Raw genomic sequence first — 18,988 nt, 5'->3', positions numbered from 1 at the left:
TTTGAATAAATAGTTAGGTGAACTTGGCGGCGCGTTTCTCAAGAAACGCCGCTGCGCCCTCGCGACAGTCTTCCGCAGTGAATGCCCCGTCGAACAGCTGCTGCAACTGTTCCGGCGTGTGCGCCCCATAGCCTTCGATACTGGCGAGGGTTGCCTTGATGCCGTGCAGCGCGTAGCGCGACGCGGACGCGAGCTTGCCTGCCAGCGTATCGCAGGCAGTCTGCAACTCGCTCGTGGGTAGCAACTGGTTCAACATACCAATTTGCATGGCCCGAGCCCCATCAAACAGGTCGCCCCCGAACAGAATCTCCCGACAATGCGCCGGGCCAACGAGGCGGTGCAGCCGGCGGGTATCCCTTTCGCTGTAGAGCAAGCCCAGTCGCGCCGGGGTAATCCCGAATCTGGCATTATCGGCAGCGAGACGGTAGTCGCAGGCCAGTGCCAATCCACAGCCGCCGCCCACACAGGCACCGTGAATCAGCGCGATGGTGGGACGCGGAAAGGACTCAAGGCGGGCCTGGGCCTGCTGAATGAGCCGGTTGTTTTCCGCCAACTGCTCGGGGTGCGCTACCAACTCGGCAAGTTCGGAAATGTCGGCACCGGTACTGAACGCACGCTCGCCGGCACCGCGCAGCACCAGCACACGTACATCCGAGTCTTCAGCAAGCTCCGCTAACACCTTATCCAGCTGTCGCCACATGGCAGCATCGATGGCGTTGCGGCGCCCTGGATTATCAATCACCAGCGTCGCGACACCTTGGACAATTTCTGCCGTGATACGCCCCGCCAATTCGTTTGCCAACATATGTTTCCGTTCCCTAACGAGGCACCTGGATCAGCGCCTCACTACAATGTTATATACACATATCTTTATAATCAATCAGAAGGTAGACTCTGAAAGCATCACACCTGCAAGTACACCAACTGAAAACTGACAACCGGCAAGCCCGATACAAATCCGAGGGACAAAGATGCATACACAAACTGTCCTTATCACGCTTCTACTCTACAAGCTGTTACTACTGGGCATTGGCCTGTGGGCACAGCGGCGCACACGCAGTAATAGCGATTTCTTTCTCGGCGGCCGCAACCTGGGGCCTGTAGTCGCGGCAATCAGTTACGGGGCCAGCTCTGCGTCGGCCTGGACGCTGCTCGGCATGAGCGGCGCGGCCTATGTGATGGGCCCTGCAGCACTGTGGCTTGCAGCGGGAGCCGTCACCGGTTGCGCCGTTGCATGGCTCTGGATCGCACCGCGCCTGATGGTGCACAGCCGCGAACGCAATCAGCTCACCTTGACAGAGTTCCTCGCTGAAGGCGCCAGCCCCAGACGCGCGCGCCAAATTACTCTGGCGGCCTCGGCGATCATTCTGTTCTCATTTATCTTTTACATTTCGTCCCAGTTTCAGGGTGCTGGAAATACCTTCGCAACAACATTTGCGCTGCCCTCTGCCGAGTCCATTGCGCTCGGTGGTCTGATTATTGTTGCCTACACCCTCCTCGGAGGTTTCTGGGCCGCAAGCCTCACCGACACCCTTCAGGGCGGGCTGATGCTGATGGCCGCTATCCTGCTTCCGGCTGTGGCCTGGCATGCCGCCGGTGGCTCAGAGGGTATACGACTATCCCTCATCATTTCCGACCTCAGTCTGGCGATGCAGTTTACGGCCGGAAATTTCGGCCTGTCCGCGGTCGGTTTCGTTGTCGGAGGCCTGGCAGTTGGCGTGGGCGCCTATGGCCAGCCACACCTGCTGAACCGCTTTATGGCCCTGCGCGACGCTCGGGCTTTACGCCAGGCTCAGGTTATTTCCATCGTCTGGTTTGCACTGGTTTTTGGCGGCATGTTTTTGCTCGGTCTACTGGGCCGCATTTTGCTTCCCGGCGTCAGCGATCCAGAAAGTATTTTCTTTTTACTGACTTCAGAGCTGCTGCCACCGGTATTGGGGGCCGTGCTGCTTGCGGCGGTGCTCTCGGCAATCATGTCAACGGCAGACAGCATGCTACTGGTGGCAGCGAGCTGCGTTTCCCACGATCTGGGCCTGGCTCGACGGTTTCCAGGACACACCCTGTGGATTTCAAGACTGGCCATGCTGTTGGTAGCGCTACTCGCCATTGCTCTGGCAATTGGCCTGCCCAGCAGTATATTTCAGCGGGTCCTGTTCGCCTGGGTGGCCATCGGTTCCGCCTTCGGTCCCATCCTGTTTCTTCGACTGGCCGGGGTTCCCCTCACGGGCGAAGGTGTTCTCACTGCGATCCTCACCGGCTTTACCAGTGCCGTTGCGCTCTACCTCTTACCCAATACACCGGGCGATATTGCAGAACGAGTACTCCCTTTCACCTTTGCAATCTGCGCACTGTTCACCATGCGCGAACGCGGCGTTCCGGTATCGGTCGCGGGCGAACAGATGCGTTAAAAGGTGTCCAATTGCGGCTGAGGGCGGGAGATGAAGCCGGAAAACCACTGCGCAATAGCGGTCAGTTGGAGGTCGCTTCCATGGGGCCCAATAATCTGGAGCCCCAGGGGCAAGCCGCTTTCATCCACCCCCATTGGGACGCTGATCGCGGGGTGGCCACTCATATTCGCCATATTGGTGAGATCGGCCTGCCCGGCCGGGGCCGGCTCACTGAAATCAAACGCACCCTGCGGCGCCGTGGGCAGCAGTAGAAAATCACAGCTTTCCAACCAGTTAGCCATCTTTAACGCAGCGACATCAAGGCGTCGGTCTGCGCTGGCAAAATCAACCGCACCCTTGCCAATACCGTAGGCAATCAGCTTGTGTAGCGCAGGCGAGAAGTATTCCGGGTGCTCTCGCAATGCCTGCTGCTGATCCACAAAGAGGTCCACTTCGCACACAATAAGCCCGGCGCGACGCGCCGCCGCACAGTCGAGACTGTGTAGGTCTTGCTCGCACTGGCGCGCGCCAGCGGCAGCGAAGATCGCAAGGGCGCTTTGATAGGCCCGCTCTACCGCTGCAGCCACGCCCATTCCTCGGGAAACATCCGCAAATCCGAAGTTCAGGTTTTGCACCTGTACAGGCTCTTTCTGCAGGCAAACAGGGAAAGATTGCGCGCAGCCCGGATCGTAACCAACCATTGCCGGAAGGATCATCTCCAGGTCCGCGGCACTGCGTGCCAGGGGCCCCACGTGATCCAGGCGGCGACTGAGAATGCGGGTACCACCAATACTCACAGCTCCCCGCGTCGGCTTGATACCGGCAACACCGCAGTAACTGGCGGGAATACGTACCGACCCCATGGTGTCTGTACCCAGCGCGAAGGCGCAAAGACCCGCGGCCACCGCAGCGCCGGAGCCGCCGCTGCTGCCACCAGGGGTATACCTCGCGCGATGAGGATTGATACAGCGGCCATGATGGTAGTTGTCATTGGTGGCGCCGAGTGCCGCCTCGTGGAGATTGAGTTTCCCAAGCAAGATCGCGCCGGCACGGCGCAGCTTTTCCACCACAAAACTGTCCCGTTGTGCGGCCGGTGTATCCAGCGCTACCCCGAGGCCCGCAGTGGTGACGAAACCCTTCACATCGATATTGTCTTTCACCGCCACGGTAAGACCATCGATGGGAGAAAGCGCCTCCCTCCGCGCTCTGCGCAAGTCCGCCGCTTGCGCCGCCTGCAGCGCAGCTTCAGGATCAACAGACAAGTAACAGTTCAGCTTGGGATTCAGCTGCTCGATGGCAGACAGGATTTTCTGCGTCAGGGCGACACTGGTCAGCTTCCCTTCCCGCAATAATGCCGCGTGAGCGGCGGCATCCTGCAGTAAAAAGGCGTGATCAACGTTTTGCGTAACGCTATCTTCACTGATCAAGAAACACTTCCTCGCACTATTTTTTTAAGGGGGGACACAACCAGTATCAACCTTGCACATGGATATCAGGCAAAGCGCTCATCTTTCAAACGCAGGGGCTTCTGGCGCTTATCCAGCTCGGTCAGTGCCGTCGTACCACCAACCGCCACCAACTTGACCGGCACATCGATACCAACTTTTCGCTTTAGCGTTTCTGCAAATGCCGACTGCAAACCCTCGAAGTCCGATTCCGGAACCTGAACTTCCGCCGTCACCATAAATTCATCGCGACCCTCTGGGGTGCGGATTGCGTGACAGAAATACTCCCCGGCAAACTCGGGATGCTCGGCCAGCATGCCCCCAACACCGTGAGGATAGATATTGATCCCGCGGATCTTCACCATATTGTCCGACCGCCCGACAAAACCGCGGATACGGCGGAATGGAAGGTCAAATGTGTTTTCACCTGGGATTTCTTCGGTCACATCGCAGGTATTGAAGCGAATCACCGGGTAGACATCGTCTTTATACAGACAGGTCACCACCATGTTTCCGCGCTCACCCGGCACCACCGCCTTGCCGGAATCGACGTCGAGTATTTCCAGGTACTGCGCGTCTTCCCATACGTACAATCCGTCGTGGTCTGGCCCTTCTGCCGCAATACAGCCGGTATCGGCTACCCCGTACCAGTCAAACAGCTCCGCCCCACCCCAGGCAGTGCTCAACGCTTCGCGGGTCTCCTGCCCCAAATGCCCGATAATCATATCGATATTGATATCTTTACCCGGTTCCAAACCCTCCGCGCGGGCAACATCAGCCAGCTTTTTGATGTAATCGGCAAAGCCCACCAGCACGTTCGCGCCAAACGTATGCATCAGGTTGACCTGTTGCACGGAGCGGGTTTCCACCCCGGTACCAGCGGAAAGAAACAGCGCGTTGGTATAGCGGCTGACGGACTCGCGGATATAGTGTCCGCCATTAATCATGCCGTGGCCGTAACAGGACTGTACCGTGGCTGCGGGTTTCAGGCCCATGAAGCGGTAGGAACGGCCAACAAGCAGCGCCTGGACCTCGCGACCGCGGGCACCAAACACAATGGGCTGCGGCGTACCGGTGGTACCGCTGGTGGTATGGAAAATAACCGGCGGGCGCTGCTCCGGAGGCAGGTGCTCAAACCCATTGAAATCGCCAATAGGTGGGTGCTCCGCCACACTGCGCATAATGTCGGATTTGGAGTAGACCGGCAGGCGCTCAATATCGTCGATACTGCGAATATCTTGCGGGCGCACACCGGCATCGCCCCAAAGCCGTTGATAGAAAGGAATCTCCCAGCCCCGCGCAACCAGTTTCATAAACCGGGCATTCTGTTCTTCACGCAATTTTTCGCGAGACATTCCCTGATAGCGTTCGAGCAACGCATCCCCCAGCGGAAACTCCTGCAACATTGCGGGGTAATCAAAACTTTCGTAGTAAGTCGGGTAACTCATTGGATGCTCACTGTATTGCTCGGTCAGTCTCGGCGATTACCGAATTAACCACTGTGGAGTTATGGCACATTTTCTCGACAAGGCTGGCGACATTTTCAAGGTGCTCGAGTTGATCGATGTCCTCAATCAAGCGCTCGACTTGCGCAACCGGTAGAGGCTGCTTCGCCAACGCGCAGCAACGTCGGAATTTCTCCAACTGACGTTCACGGGATAGCCGGCGTTGCGGATGCCCGAGAACCGCGGGCAAGTCCATCGCTAGCTCTCTGCCGTCGCGCAGGCGTATTTCTACCCGCTGAGGTGCCAGCGCATTTGGATCGGTCACTTCATTGGGAACCATACTGATATGAGCAGCCAGGGACAGACGTGCGGGATCGCGAAGCTTCTCCGCCTGGTAATCCGTGAGGTCAACACGACCCGTCAGCAACCAGGTTGCGGCGATGTACCCCATACACAGTTTGGCGTAGTTGTGGCCCATATCAGACAGAGCCGGGCGGTCTACCAAACGGCGCACCAGCGGTGGTGCCTTGATGCAAATACCATCAATGTCATCCACCGTGAATCCATGCGTGGATTGCAGGGTAATAATGCCATCTAGACCACCGTGCGCAGCGCGTCCGGTGGGGAAAGGTTTGTGGCTGATTCGCGTCATTTGCCACTCATTTCCGAGTAACGTAAATGCCGCTTTCGCATTGCCCGCATCTTCCATCAGGCTGAAGAGCCCAAAGGGTCCGGAAAGAAATTCTGCCGGCCCGTCCAGGCCCACTGCGGCCATATCAAATGCCATCACTGCATTGCGCGCATTAAAGGCGACCTGCATGGGTAGCGTGGACGATCCTTCCAAATGTGCCTGCATGGTGCCGCAGCATTGGCTGAAGGCTATGCCCATCGCATGGCGGGTCTGAGCGCGGCCAAAGTTGGCGAGCTTGCACAAGCCGGCTACGGCCCCGAGTGCACCGCAAACGCCCGGCCGGAAGAATCGCATGGGCTGCGTGGCACACTGACCGAGAACGGTTGCCACATCCACCGCAATATTCAGGGCGGTGATCAACCGCTCTCCGCTAACCGGGAGTCGCGCCGTCTCACGCTCCGCGTGGGCAAGCAGGCTCGCCAGAATGACGGCCATGGGATGCACAACCGCGGCTTCATGCACGCAATCAAACTCCTGATTGTGAATCTGATAGGCGTTTTGCATTGCTGCTAGTGGTGCAGACATGGCCTCACCGGTATTCCACGCGCGCGCGGCCGCCTGACACTTGCCACCAGTTCTCCGCTCGCCACCAGCGCCCCAGTCGCCGCTCGCGAGCCCCGCCAACTGCGCAGAGAACGGCACCCGTGAGCCAGCGATACCCACACCCACAGAATCGAGGACAAACGTACGTGTTGCCGCAACGGCCTGCGGTGACAGGTCAGAGAACTCCGTCGATTCGACGTGATCGAGAATTTTTTCTACCCACTCGTCCATGGTATTTACTCGGCCGTGAGAGCGTGCGCACGTCGTTCCGGCCTGGGGGGCTGGTCGGCACACACCTGCGCAAAGTGCTGCGCGATTTCTCCGCGGGTCGCCACCCAAACATCACTTTTCTCGCGTACGTATTCCAAAAATGCACGCAGTGCCCAGATCCGGCCCGGTCGCCCGATAATCCTCAGATGCAAACCCAGCGACATCATGCGTGGCTGCTCTGCACCTTCTTCATACAGCACGTCGAACGTGCGCTTGGCATAGGCAAGCCAGTTTTCCGGCGTCAATGAAGGTGACGTCCAGAACTTCATATCATTTGAATCGAGGGCGTAGGGAAGGATCACCATGGGTTCAGCGCTGCCATCTACGCCACCCCAGAAAGGCGCGTCCGCACTGTAATCATCCATGTGATAGCGGAACCCCTCCTCCTGCAACAGCCGGCGGGTATTCTCAGTATGCAGGTAGCGGGACAACCAGCCCTGCGGACGCTGGCCAGTGGACTGCTCTATGGAGTCGGCTGCCTTGCGGATAAACTCGCGCTCCTGCTCCTCGTCCATGTGAAACTGATGCATCCAGCGATAACCGTGAGAACAGGCTTCGTGTCCATCTTCGCGAATGGTCGCGGCAATATCCGGCGCCCGCACCAGGGAAACCGCCGCAGCAGTAAAGGTTGCACGAATCTGAAACTCCTTGAGCAAGGCATTTATGCGTGGCCAGCCCTCGCGCAGCCCATACTCGTAGTTGCTTTCGTTACCATGCATCCGCAGCGGCTTTTTCAGAACCACACCCAGTTCATCTACCGGCTCAGGACCGCGGTCCCCATCGAGTACGGTGCTTTCGGAGCCCTCTTCCACATTGACGACAATGGAAAGTGCCAGGCGAGCGCCTTTGGGCCAGGTATATTGCATAACGTAGTTCCGTGACTTAATTCTGTCGTTAAATTCTGTGAGATAGATCTGAGCTACCAACCGACGGGACTGATCCGTCCGATTAATCAGATCGCATCATTTGAGTCGGCCTGCCTCGACTGCTCGATTAATTCAATCCACTCATTTGCGGTGCCCCGAATGATCGCGACACGGCGACCGTTGTAGGGGGCTTCGGATAACACTTGTGGCGGTTGCAGCCAGCACATGCCGAGCGCCTCTAGTTGCGCAAGGCTCTCTACCTCGAAACTCACGCTGCCAATACCCGCCGGCATTTTTACTTCCGTCGCAACGCGAGGTTGCGCAGGGTCCAGCTGGTCGATTTCAATCAGGCTTTGACCGCGCAAAGACACGGTTGCGACCGGGTGCTGTTGCTCCAGCGACAACCCAAAGGTTTGATTGACGACGGTGATCCGGGTATCAAATTTCAGGCAGCTTGTACCCGGGAAGCGGGAGTAAAAAGCCACCGATTGCTCGCGGTCAGGCACACTGACCACCGGGATGAACAGCCGATCAACGGCACAGCGCGCACGCGGCAAATCGAAAGGCGGCACATCGCCATCAATGCGAGTGAGATACAAGACCTCCCCACAGGGACCGGCGACCTGGCTCGCACGAATCTTGTCAGAGAGTTCGAGGTCTGCGGCCGGGCGAAGCACCTCCATCCCGGAACCGCCGCCCTCATGCTCAATACACTCCGCCAACCGGTCCACATCCTCAACAACGACTTCCAGCGCCATCCAGCCGTAATGGTGCAAAGGCGTCGTTGAACTCGCAGATCGGTCCTCCACAATCCTGACAAAGGGCTCACCCAATGCGTTCTCCAGCAGGCACTGCCGTGCCCCCTCCCGCACGGAATCCCCCCAAAGGGCAGCCAGGGGCCGACTCACTTTTCCGCTGCAAGTGGCACTTTTTTGCAGGCTCAGAAAGGTTTCATAGGCCGCAATCGCGCGGTCCAGATCGCGGGTCACCAGAGTGGCAAAAACAGATGGTCCCAACACGGGACTAGAGACTTCCGACACGAGCGTGCACCCCAGCTTTCTGGCCTGATTTTTATGTTCAGAAAGCTTAGCGGTACGCTGGAAATAGGGGTTGACTATTGTCAAGGCGACCAGGTGATGGCTGTTTACACTGGATCACTGCTATAGCACAACAACGATGGAAATCCCTGCCGGAGGCATTTATGACGGGTTCGCCCAGCAAGTCGAGAAATACACCACCGGGCTGGCATGTCATTGGCAAACACGGCGTGTTTCCAGAGGCCAGCCACGATGAGACTGCTCGCTTCAATTTTCTCACCAATCTGAACATGCACCTTGCGCAGGAAGTGATGCCCGGGGTCCAGGCCGCTTACGAAAAACGCGCCCTACCCCGTTTCGTCGCAGACAAGGGGCGCCCGCCGGTATCCCGCCAAGAGGTTCGGAGACTGATGGAGGTTGACCCCTACTACCAAACCTGGAGCTCACTGCGCCGCAACACTATGGAAATGCGCCAGCAAAATGGCCGCAGTTTAAGTTATCGACGGTGGGACGACCTGAACCAACGGGCCGCAGCACTGAATGCAGGTAGCCCACAGCTGCAACTGGACCCAAACCTCCCTCTCCCACGCTATGTATCTGCAGTCGACATTCACTGCATGCCCGGGTGCTACCACACAGAGTACTGCGCGGATGACGTCTCCGTGGGTGCCAACTACGACTCGGGTATTTTTGTGACTACGGCAGGCATGCTCGGGAAGTACAGTGACGGCGGTGGACAGGCGATCGTGGCATGGCTCAGGGATCAGGCCGAACTGGGGTTCAAGCCGAAACGCATCCTAGATATGGGCTGTACTGTGGGACACAACATAGTGCCGCTGGCGCAGGCATTCCCTGAAACGGAGATTGTCGCCGTAGATGTGGCGGCACCAGTGCTCCGCTATGCCCATGCACGGGCGAAATCGCTTGGGGTTGAAAATATCACCTTCCGCCAGGCCAATGCGGAAAACCTGGACTATGCCGACGACAGCTTTGATCTGGTCATTACCTGCATGTTCCTGCACGAGCTCTCATCCACCGCACTGCCAAACGTGATTAACGAGACCTATCGCCTGACCCGCCAAGGGGGGCGAGTGCTGCATGTGGAACAGCCGCAATTCACCGACGAAATGCCGCTGTTTGAGCAGTTTATGCGCGACTGGGATAGCCGCAACAACAACGAACCCTTCTGGGGAACCATGCACGATATCGATGTGTTCGCACTGATGGAAAGTGCGGGCTTTGATCGAAACAAGCTTTCATCTATTGGGCTCACGGCCGTCGTCGATACCAGCATTTTCCCAAGTGCCGCCGAAGCCGATGAGAAAACAGAAGATTACGGGAGAAAACCCGCCTGGCATGTCTACGTGGCGGAGAAGTAGGAACAGACTATGAGCGACGACTATATTTCCCTTGCCGGAGCCAAAGCCAAAGGCAAACGTCCACAGTACTTCGAACTGGCGGAAAGCGAGCGCCTGATGAGCATTTTGATGGCGGTCGCCGGAGAGCTTGCAGTGACCCGCGAGCGCATGGACACCATCGAGCGGCTGCTTGCGAAAAAGGGCTTGCTCGACACCGGTGAAATTGAGGCGTTCGAACCCGACGCAAGCGCAAGCGAGGAGCGTGCCCTGCTACATCAGGAGTACATCGCACGCATTCTGAGAATCGTGCAGCAGGAAAAGGAAGCCATCGCCGAGGAGCGATCTGGTAATGCTTCTACCGCCCTGGAGTCTGTCATTCAGGAACTCGCTGAAATTTGATAGCAATGGGTCCCGGCAACCGGGACCCATCGCTTGCCAAAGCTGCACCGCAGAAAATCTTCCACTGCTCCCCTAACCATTTCCCCTAACCATTTCCCCTAACCATTTCCCCTAACCATTTCCCCTGGCCTTTCCCTGGCCTTTCCCCTTAGCCATGCCGCCCCTCACAGGGTATTCCCCATAAAACATGCAGCGTGTTTTTCTGGGCCCATAAAAAAACCCCGGTAAAACCGGGGCTCAAACCACACAAACATTCAAGAAGCCGAATCAAAATACAATGAAATACTAAGCGGTTTCCGCCTGCTTCTGAGTATTACTGATACCACCCTCGACACTTCTGGTTGGTATCAGATCAGACTTTCCCCCGATCATGGGCACCGTATCCAGCGCCCACTTCAAGTCGGGGTTGGTGCGACGCGCCGGTGACGGGATGGTAAACACTTTTTCGCCTTCATAAGCCTTCATCGCGCGCGTATCGATTTTCCAGCCCATTTCAATGTGCTTGCGCCGGATCTGACGCCAGGCGCCCATAAACTTGTCCTGCTCTACGGAAACCTCATTCTCGAGCGTCTCTGGCAGATAATTGGGCGAGAGCGCCTCGACAATATCCGCATCTTGCTGGAATACATTGCGCGTACGCTTGATGGCACCACCATCGAACATAGGGTATTTAAAGAAGTTGCGCACCTGAATCGCAAAGGAGCGAGTGGTGTTTTCATCCACTGGGGTATTCGCATCGAAAATAACCATATCCATCCAGGAATTCACCTTGATGTGCAAGCGCACACAGTGCCCCGGTAAGTAGAACGACGGCGTTACATAGGTCGGCTGCTTGTCCTTGCGGAAGAATTTCATCAGACCAAAGTTGCCCTGCAACTGTGGCGGGTGCAATACGTTGGAAGATCGCCCCCAGTACTCGCCCTTCTCAACATCGATAATTTTGTTCTTGTCGGCCATCTCGGGATAACCGAAGCCCGGGTGGACAAACGAGGTGTGCGCAATATCGATACCGTTTTCAACAACGCGGTCTACTGTGCCTTTCCAGGTAAAGTCCAGAGACACCGGCCGCCAGTTGTCGCGGTCGTCGTACTCAGGAAATTCGGGAATCGGGTAGCGCTCGGATTCCGGCAGGTCACCCATAAATACCCAGATCATCCCGTAGCGCTCTTCGGTGGGATAGGCATCGATACGGGCCCGCTCCGGGATCGGGGCACCCTCTCCTCGGGAAGGAATAAATTGCACCTTACCTTCAGAGTCGAATTCCCAGCCGTGGTAAGGACATGCCACGCAGTTGCGCTCAGTAGTCCAGCCATTGGAGAGTGAGCCGCCGCGGTGAATACACACATCACTCAGGCAATGCACCTTGCCCGCCTTGTCCCGGTACAGTACAAAATTCTGACCGAGCAATTTCGCCTTTACCGGCTTATCTTTCACTGCGTTGGACCATTCGGCCACATACCAAAGGTTGGTCAGCATTTTCCGCTACCTCGATTTATCTGTTTAGGTACCGCTTGGTACGGTTTGCACCACCGCGGAGATCACTGTCTGAAGACAGTCTAGCGCCACAAATAGGCCCTAATTTGACTAATATCAACTGCCGAAACAGCCCCAAAAATCACCTATCCGCGATATCACGCAGAAGCCTTAGTGCCGGCAAAGGCTTCAAATGCAGCCGCGACACCGTTGAGCACTTCCGCGAGCTCCGGAATATTCCGGACCTCCTGCCACCAGGCCGAGAACGCCGGAAACTCACCCAATACAGCACTTTCCCCCACGCCACCGGTCAGCAGCTCCAGGTACAGGATACTGGGCGCCAGAGCGATATCACCAAGGTCCAGGTGACGGCCCGCGATGGGGCCCCGGGCGCCGATCAGCCGCTCGCCCTTGGCGAGCTCCGCGCGCAACGCCGCTTCGGTATCTTCACTAACGGCCTGCCCAGCCAGCGCTGAGCGGAACAGCGGGAACAGCGCGTTTTGGGCGAGGTGCAAATCCGCGTAGCGCGCCAACTCGCGCATCCGCGCGCGCGCCAATGCATCTTTAGGGCTCAGTGAACGGCTGGAAGTAGATGTCTCCTCCAGATATTCGAGGATCGCCCAGCTCTCTCCAAGGCAGCTGCCGTCGTCCAGCTCCAGAATCGGAACCTTGCCGAGGGGAAATCGCCTGAAGAACCCCTCTGTACGCAAAGCTTCGGGGGGCGGCAACACCTCTATCGGAAGCTGCTTCAGCCGGATCAACGCACTGACTCGAGCGCCATAGGGGGAATGGGGAATACTGTAAAGCTTCAAAATTGTCTCCTCAGATCAGCTGATCAGGTGCAGGCCATAGGCCGCATTGGCCAGGAGACCGATCCAGATAACATAAACAAAGGGTCGGCAGGCAGCGATGCTGTTGCGAATCGTCTGGTTCGCTTGATCATCTGTGGTTCCGGCCACAACCTTACCCCAAGCAGCGATAAAGCTTTTCAGGCGCACCCGGATCATCAGGCCACAAAACACCAGCAATGCAAAGATGCCGAGTTTGATGGCGAGCCAGTCAGCGGGAAAAATCGCATTGGTGAACAAGGCGACCAGGGCCACACCCAACAGCCCGACGATCAGCGCCACCCTCAGGCCGAAATCGAGCCGGGTCAGTGCGGGAATAAATGCTTTACCGTGGCTGAAATGCAGTACCGCCACCAGTATGAACCAGGCGAGACACAGAACCCAGGCCGCGGCGACTATCGATACGGGCACTGAGAACTGACCAGTCAAATACGCCAGTTGCAAGCCCAGCGGCAATATCAGTGGCATACAGAATCGAGGCCCCTGATCACACCCCATCATGATGGTGAGCGCCGTGTTGCGCGCCTGCGGGCTCAGGTCATCGCGGGCGACAAAGCGGCTCGCATAAAAGGTGCCCAGGTCACCGCCCAGCCAGTAGACAAAACACAGGTTATGGAAAAACTTGATCAGTAGATAGATGCTCATAGTGACCGTACAGTTATTATTTGTGACTTCATTTATGCCCGACTATATCCAGATGCGCTGGTCGGCAAATTGATAAAGGTCACAGGGAACGACAGGTTAGCGGCGGAATAACTCACCTGGCCAGGTACCCGCCATTCCCGCCAGTGCGACGTACCAGTTACCGCCCGTTGATTGGCCAGGCTGCTGCCAGGTATATGCTTGGAGTAACCCCTTTGACAGCCAAAAGCGCGTGCCTTCCCCGTATTGGTCTCCGACATACTCATAGCACTCCAGCTCTTGCAGCGTAGGCATCGGGGATGAGGGTACCCGAGCAACGGTCGGGCTTGGCAAAGGCGCTCCGCAACTGCGAACCTGCCGCTGAGATACGGAGGGGCTCAGCAACTGCGAGGTTTGCGCAGGGTCTTTGATCCACGGAATAAACAGCTCGACATCCCGTGCGGCGCTCCCATCAATGCCAGTCTGATTATTGGAGGACTGATCGATACTAGCCCTCACCCCGGAAAATACGGTACCGGTGAACACCCGGAGAAGCGGAAAGAAAACAGCCCCTCGGCAAGAGTGCCGCCGGGAGCCGGCGCCTGCTACTCGATGCAGGTAGTCGTGGCCGTCGGTACCACGTTTGAAGAGCGCGGAGGCCACTCGACGGCCACCCTGGCACCAGCGGATATAACTGCGGGCGATCTGCCCTTCCCTGATTTCAGTGCTTACCGTAAGCGACAGCTCCACTGCCGGCACCCGGCGTTCACTCTCCAGCCACAGGCCATCATTATCCTCATAGAGCTTCCAGTCCTCGCAAATGGTCTGCAAGACTCCGTCGAGAAAGTAATCGTAATGACCACTGGCAAGCAGTTTCCTGTGGCATGGAGCTGGGGCGTCGTTCATGGTCGGGACTCGAGCGGCAACAAACACGATAAGAGCAAGCGTTACTGAGCTGTGTTTGATTCGCGTTGAGTAAAGTCAATTACGCCCTTTTCTCACCCGAGTTACAGCATGGTCGCCTGCTCGATCTGCTGGGTCACTTCTTCCCCGTACAGCATGACGACCTTGTCTCTATCCGGGTCGCACTCGATTATCGTACGCATAATAATTTCGCGGCGCCGGGTGCGATCCTCGACCTCCTCTTCGCTACAGATCTGTGATGCTGAACAGAGGTCCATCCAGTCTTGCAAATAGGTTTGCGCGTATCGAGAGAAATCCGCGACCTGCGACTCCTTGATGCCGTAGGCGAGTAGCATAAATGGCGAAGCAAACGCCCGCATATGCAGCATACGCGAAGGCTCGGTAACCAATGCAGTACTGTCAAACCGCGCACGGGTATAGGTATCCGCCGCTCGTTTATAATGATTTCTGAAATACTCAAGATTCAACATGATATCCATGTCGGGATAGAGATCCATCGATATCTGGCTGCCCTGGGGAGTAAGCATTCCTTCGAAAGAGAATCGTGGGATGCGGTAGCAGGCTCGCGGGATCAGGTGCACATTGAAATAGCACATACCAGGCATAAAATTAAGGGACAAAAAGGCGGCCTTCTCGACCACCCCTCCTCGATACACACGGGCATATCCCGTGGCGCGCCCCTGAAGGTTCTTGATCGACGATAACGACTGGTATTCCAGGACTGGCTTCAAGCCCAATCTGGAGATCACCTGCGCTTCAATCTCTTCGCAACACTCTCCGATTTTGATTTGCGCATCCGTCACTTCTGCAGTTTCCATAACCATAATTCCTTTTACGCTCTTGTAGAGCAACAAAGAACAAAACCGGGCGCGCAAAAGGCTCACGCACCCGGCCGTATCAGCTACATCAATTTACCGCTTTCGGTCTCAATATCTTACCGGCGGCGGGTAGTCGGAAACGCCGGGAGAAGGCGCGGCGCCATCTACCCATTCGCCGAACAAGCCACCTTTCAGGAAGTCCTTGTCGTCACTGGTACACCAGCGTTCCACCTCAGCCACGTTAAGCGGCGGACCGAAAGGAATACCGTAGACCTTGTCGCGCATATGGATAAAGCCCTGGCGGCAAGTGCCCACTGCCGGCAATACCGCAGCCGGGCCGAACTGGAAGTTCACGTGCTGCGGCTCCAGTGCATCCGGGCACAGCTGATCGCCGTAAGGCTTGGCGCTTCCCAAATAGACAGACTGGAATGGCGGCACATCGGGAATACCATCGCCGGTGATGTCACCATTGAACGATGCCGCGTCACAGGCATCCCGGGAGTAACTCTCGGAACACGCCAGGAAGTTGGTGGCTTGTGAGAAGTCCGCCGGATTATCCAGGTTGGGATAGAAGCCAGCGTGCACACAGGCACCGGTTTCGTAGGTGATTTGCGGGATGGAGTCATCTACAGTGAACACGTTGATATAGCCTTCTGCATCGACCACACCCAGATCCTGCTTGGTCAGGGTACAGTTCGGCTCACCGATGCCACATGCGGTCTGCTCGAAAATATCCGCCATGGAAACCGAGCGGATTTCCGCGAGCAACTCTTCGTTCCCGGCAAAAATCAGTTCATACCAGAAGCGATCGCCCGCACGCTTGTGATTAAACTCCTTGGCGATCATTTTGGCCATAGTGCGCGGTAGCGGGGATCCCGGTACCTTGTCTTCGGCCAGCAGACCCAACAGTCCCTCTAGGTTGGAAACTTTATTAAAGCGATTACGCAGCGCTTCAGCAACAGCGAGGTCCGAGGTTACTTCCTGGAAGCAAGCCAGAGGATCCGTCTCGTAAAGGCGGTGCCACCAACGACAGGCATCAGATTCACTGGACTCACCATAGACGGATTTCCCACGATAGAAAGCACGCAATGTATTGAAGTCTGGCACACCCACTTCTCGCGCGGATCGCAGGTCGATAGCCGCCAGGTCAATACCAGCATTGATCATACTCTGCGCGGCGACGACGTCACGTACGCTGTCCTCGTAAATCAGGTCAATATTGGTGGTGATGGTGCGGCTCATGGAGCGGAATACATTGGCCATACCCTGCCCGGAACTGCTGTGCAGCGCCACATGGTTTACCAGGGTAAACGGTGGGTTCGGACCACTTTGGGAAAGCCCCGGTACGTTCTGAGTACCAAACTCCGGGATAAAGCTGCGGTTCACCACATCAGCAAAGCTGGCCACCGGCAGCCCCTGGGGGTCCGGATATTCCAGCACCACTTGCGGCTTGATCACGTTATCGCCATTTTCGTCAAATACCAGAAACTCCTCTGGCACCGAGCTGTGTGCATAGCGGAAAGCCGCGTTCCACATGTTGGTGTTGGAGTCCGGGTTAACGAAGGGGTTATAGCCTTTGTACTCACCGATCAGTTCATCGAACTGAGAGCCAAACAACGCCGGCAAATACTCATCGAACAAAATATGCTGATAGACAGCAATCACGAAGCGACGCGTTTTCTGGAACAGAAACTCATCCGCTGCCTCGGGCGTCATAACAGAGGTCACACCCGCATATTTGTCCGCGATCTGATCCGCGACTCGATTGTGATAGCGGTGAAACGCTAGATGGAAAGCCATCAACTGCATGTTTTCTGAAGCGCGGTCATCCCCGGATAGGAATTCATCGTCCGGCTCAAACGCGCGGGTCGGGTCATTGGGGCGAGGATGCGCAGGCACCTTGTCCGCCGTCGGCAGAAACTCGTAGAGGTCTGCTTTCAGCACGGGGTTCGGACGATAGTGCACGGTCTTGGCATCGGTACCGACATAGTCATAGGTAGCCAGTTTGCCACCACCCACCGGTATCCTGGGACCAAACGGATCCTGCGGGTTCGGCTTAGAGCGCAAGTCGCTGTTGACCGCAGCGGAATCCCCATAAACCGACGACAAATCGAGCCACGCGTTGATTTTGTTGCGAATCTCTTTTTTGCCATCATGTACTTCGTAAATCGCATCCGGGTGCACTATCACCGGCGATGACACAGCACCGGTAAACGGCAGTAGTGGATTGCGGGAGAACATGATGCGCGCAATTTCGTTGTCCTGAGATTCCGGATGCAACACGCGAATTCCCGGAACGCCGTTCGCATCGATATAGTCCTGTGCGGCATCGAGCGCGAAGTCCCTCTGCGGGATTTTCACGATACACGGTACGAATTGAAAGTACTCGTCGAACTGAGGCAGGCACTTGTCGGGATCACTGGTATGGACACCCAGCCACTGGTACATATCCGCACTGGTGGGGTTATGGGGATCAGTTCCGAGCACTAACCGGGGCAAGGTATCGGTGTAGTAAGGGTGCTCGAACCGGTTTCGATCGATCTTCGACGCATCATGGGTAACAAACTGGCCCATCCACAATACATTGTGCGACAGCGCCGAGTCGCTATTGATCGACACCCCCGTCTTGTTGGCCATCAACTCATTACTGATCTCCCGCTCATTGATGGCCTCGGCGCTCAAACCGCGCTCCTCGATCCATGGCGAGACGCCGTCCTCGGCGTAACGGGCACCCTCAATACCATGGGTATAAAGGCGATCGGCAGTCCCCCAATCCGGAAACAGTAAATTGTTGCAACTACCATCGTAGGATTGCGAATCCAGCAAACCACACTGGGTTTCTTCTGCACTCGCCAACATGGCATATCCGCCAAGGCTCACAGATACCGCAAGCGCGAGTCCTGCTGCATGCAGGTTCGTTATTTTCATAATCAGCTCCAATCAGGATTAAAACATTACTAATTACCCTCCAAACAACCAGCCACCACTGCGGGGCTCCCTCAACCGGCCTACATCACCCATGTGACTTTGAAGTCCATTTAGTTGACTTCAAAGTCACCTTAGAGTTAAAAAGGAATAAAACAGTTGAGATTTGTCAACTTGCTGCAGTAAAACTGGGCATCTAATCAGAAGATGACCTGAAGCGTGCACCTTTTCACACCATCGAGCGGAACGACATGACAACAAAAACCCCGATCAAAAAACATCGTCGCAAAAGTGAGTCCCGCACCCCGGCAGAAAGGCCAAGTGGCCGACGCAATCGCGAGCAGACAGAGCAATTACTGCTGGATGCCTGCGAACGATTGCTGGTGCGTGATGGCCCCGACGGTATCGGAGTCAACAACGTGGTCGAGGAAGCTGGCGTAGGCAAGGAACTGATCTACCGCTACTTTGGTGGCTTGCCCGGCCTGGTCAAAGCCTGGCTGTCCCGCAGCGCGAACTGGCCAACGGCTGTGGAGCTGGTGGGTGGGAATCTAGATACCTTTTCCCAGCTTTCCCTGAAGGAACAGTTTCGCTCCGTACAGCACAACTATGTGCAGGCACTGCGCAGCCGCCCGGTGATTACCCGGATCATGGCGAGTGAGCTGATGGCGGCCACGGAAGTCACCGTTATCCTGGAAGATGCCAGCGATAAAATCGCGCGAGAGCTGACAAAAATTTTTAAAGATCTCGACCAGGGCAATCAAGAGGATATCGTCGCGCTCTCTTTTGTTTTCTATTGCATGGCCAACTACCTGTGCATGCGTGCGGTCACCAGCCCACACTGCTTCGGTATGGACCTTACCAGCGACAAGAGCTGGCAGCGTATCGAGGCTACTATCGACCAGGTGATCGATCGATTTTTACCCGGGAATTAATATGCG

16 protein-coding genes are annotated in these 18,988 nt (G+C 56.5%); 4 read left to right on the top strand and 12 right to left on the bottom strand.

Going from position 1 to position 18,988, the window contains the following annotated elements; genetic code table 11:
* Nucleotides 1-13: 13 nt before the first annotated feature.
* Nucleotides 14-805 carry an enoyl-CoA hydratase/isomerase family protein gene (locus GRX76_RS11430; protein ID WP_160153432.1) on the bottom strand — a complete coding sequence of 264 codons (792 nt, stop codon included), beginning with the start codon at nucleotides 803-805 and terminating at the stop codon, nucleotides 14-16.
* 166 nt (nucleotides 806-971) lie between these two features.
* Here GRX76_RS11430 and GRX76_RS11425 point away from each other — a divergent pair, with 166 nt between their 5' ends.
* Nucleotides 972-2,408, top strand: coding sequence for a sodium/proline symporter (locus tag GRX76_RS11425; RefSeq protein ID WP_160153431.1), 1,437 nt, complete (start codon nucleotides 972-974; stop codon nucleotides 2,406-2,408).
* Here the strand turns inward: GRX76_RS11425 and GRX76_RS11420 are convergent.
* The 5 genes from GRX76_RS11420 to GRX76_RS11400 all read right to left on the bottom strand — a co-directional run bounded on the left by GRX76_RS11420 (nucleotide 2,405) and on the right by GRX76_RS11400 (nucleotide 8,666).
* On the bottom strand, nucleotides 2,405-3,814 hold the full coding sequence (locus GRX76_RS11420; RefSeq protein ID WP_160153430.1) for an amidase: 1,410 nt from the start codon (nucleotides 3,812-3,814) through the stop codon (nucleotides 2,405-2,407). The two genes, GRX76_RS11425 and GRX76_RS11420, sit on opposite strands and share 4 nt — an antisense overlap.
* 65 nt (nucleotides 3,815-3,879) lie before the next feature.
* A complete protein-coding gene (locus GRX76_RS11415; protein WP_160153429.1) occupies nucleotides 3,880-5,280 on the bottom strand; it encodes a phenylacetate--CoA ligase family protein in 1,401 nt (466 codons plus the stop codon).
* 7 nt (nucleotides 5,281-5,287) lie between these two features.
* Nucleotides 5,288-6,742 carry an MmgE/PrpD family protein gene (locus GRX76_RS11410; protein ID WP_160153428.1) on the bottom strand — a complete coding sequence of 485 codons (1,455 nt, stop codon included), beginning with the start codon at nucleotides 6,740-6,742 and terminating at the stop codon, nucleotides 5,288-5,290.
* Between the two features lie 5 nt (nucleotides 6,743-6,747).
* Nucleotides 6,748-7,647 carry a polysaccharide deacetylase family protein gene (locus GRX76_RS11405; RefSeq protein ID WP_160153427.1) on the bottom strand — a complete coding sequence of 300 codons (900 nt, stop codon included), beginning with the start codon at nucleotides 7,645-7,647 and terminating at the stop codon, nucleotides 6,748-6,750.
* Between the two features lie 86 nt (nucleotides 7,648-7,733).
* Nucleotides 7,734-8,666 (bottom strand): VOC family protein, encoded by a 933-nt coding sequence (locus tag GRX76_RS11400; RefSeq protein WP_160153426.1) that lies wholly within the window; start codon nucleotides 8,664-8,666, stop codon nucleotides 7,734-7,736.
* A gap of 182 nt (nucleotides 8,667-8,848) precedes the next feature.
* Between GRX76_RS11400 and GRX76_RS11395 the strand changes: the two genes are divergently transcribed.
* Nucleotides 8,849-10,063, top strand: a complete 1,215-nt coding sequence (locus tag GRX76_RS11395; RefSeq protein ID WP_160153425.1) for a class I SAM-dependent methyltransferase — start codon at nucleotides 8,849-8,851, stop codon at nucleotides 10,061-10,063.
* Nucleotides 10,064-10,072: 9 nt separating this feature from the next.
* Nucleotides 10,073-10,441, top strand: coding sequence for a hypothetical protein (locus tag GRX76_RS11390; RefSeq protein ID WP_160153424.1), 369 nt, complete (start codon nucleotides 10,073-10,075; stop codon nucleotides 10,439-10,441).
* A 285-nt stretch (nucleotides 10,442-10,726) separates the two neighbouring features.
* Here the strand turns inward: GRX76_RS11390 and GRX76_RS11385 are convergent, their stop codons facing one another.
* From GRX76_RS11385 to GRX76_RS11360, 6 genes are all read right to left on the bottom strand, one after another.
* The gene (locus GRX76_RS11385) at nucleotides 10,727-11,917 is read right to left on the bottom strand and encodes an aromatic ring-hydroxylating dioxygenase subunit alpha (protein ID WP_160153423.1); all 1,191 of its coding nucleotides are present in this window, start codon (nucleotides 11,915-11,917) and stop codon (nucleotides 10,727-10,729) included.
* 155 nt (nucleotides 11,918-12,072) lie between these two features.
* The gene (locus GRX76_RS11380; protein WP_160153422.1) at nucleotides 12,073-12,726 is read right to left on the bottom strand and encodes a glutathione S-transferase family protein; all 654 of its coding nucleotides are present in this window, start codon (nucleotides 12,724-12,726) and stop codon (nucleotides 12,073-12,075) included.
* Between the two features lie 15 nt (nucleotides 12,727-12,741).
* Complete coding sequence (locus tag GRX76_RS11375) at nucleotides 12,742-13,407, bottom strand: hypothetical protein (protein WP_160153421.1); 666 nt, start codon at nucleotides 13,405-13,407, stop codon at nucleotides 12,742-12,744.
* A 96-nt stretch (nucleotides 13,408-13,503) separates the two neighbouring features.
* Complete coding sequence (locus tag GRX76_RS11370; protein ID WP_160153420.1) at nucleotides 13,504-14,289, bottom strand: hypothetical protein; 786 nt, start codon at nucleotides 14,287-14,289, stop codon at nucleotides 13,504-13,506.
* A gap of 101 nt (nucleotides 14,290-14,390) precedes the next feature.
* Nucleotides 14,391-15,125, bottom strand: coding sequence for a hypothetical protein (locus GRX76_RS11365; RefSeq protein ID WP_160153419.1), 735 nt, complete (start codon nucleotides 15,123-15,125; stop codon nucleotides 14,391-14,393).
* Nucleotides 15,126-15,233: 108 nt separating this feature from the next.
* Complete coding sequence (locus GRX76_RS11360) at nucleotides 15,234-18,053, bottom strand: peroxidase family protein (protein WP_160153418.1); 2,820 nt, start codon at nucleotides 18,051-18,053, stop codon at nucleotides 15,234-15,236.
* Between the two features lie 248 nt (nucleotides 18,054-18,301).
* Here GRX76_RS11360 and GRX76_RS11355 point away from each other — a divergent pair, with 248 nt between their 5' ends.
* Complete coding sequence (locus GRX76_RS11355; protein ID WP_160153417.1) at nucleotides 18,302-18,982, top strand: TetR/AcrR family transcriptional regulator; 681 nt, start codon at nucleotides 18,302-18,304, stop codon at nucleotides 18,980-18,982.
* Nucleotides 18,983-18,988: the final 6 nt, after the last annotated feature.

Source organism: Microbulbifer sp. ALW1 (genome assembly GCF_009903625.1).
GTDB lineage: Bacteria > Pseudomonadota > Gammaproteobacteria > Pseudomonadales > Cellvibrionaceae > Microbulbifer.
Note: the sequence above shows the minus strand (reverse complement) of the source record. Positions and strands in the feature narration are given on the sequence as shown.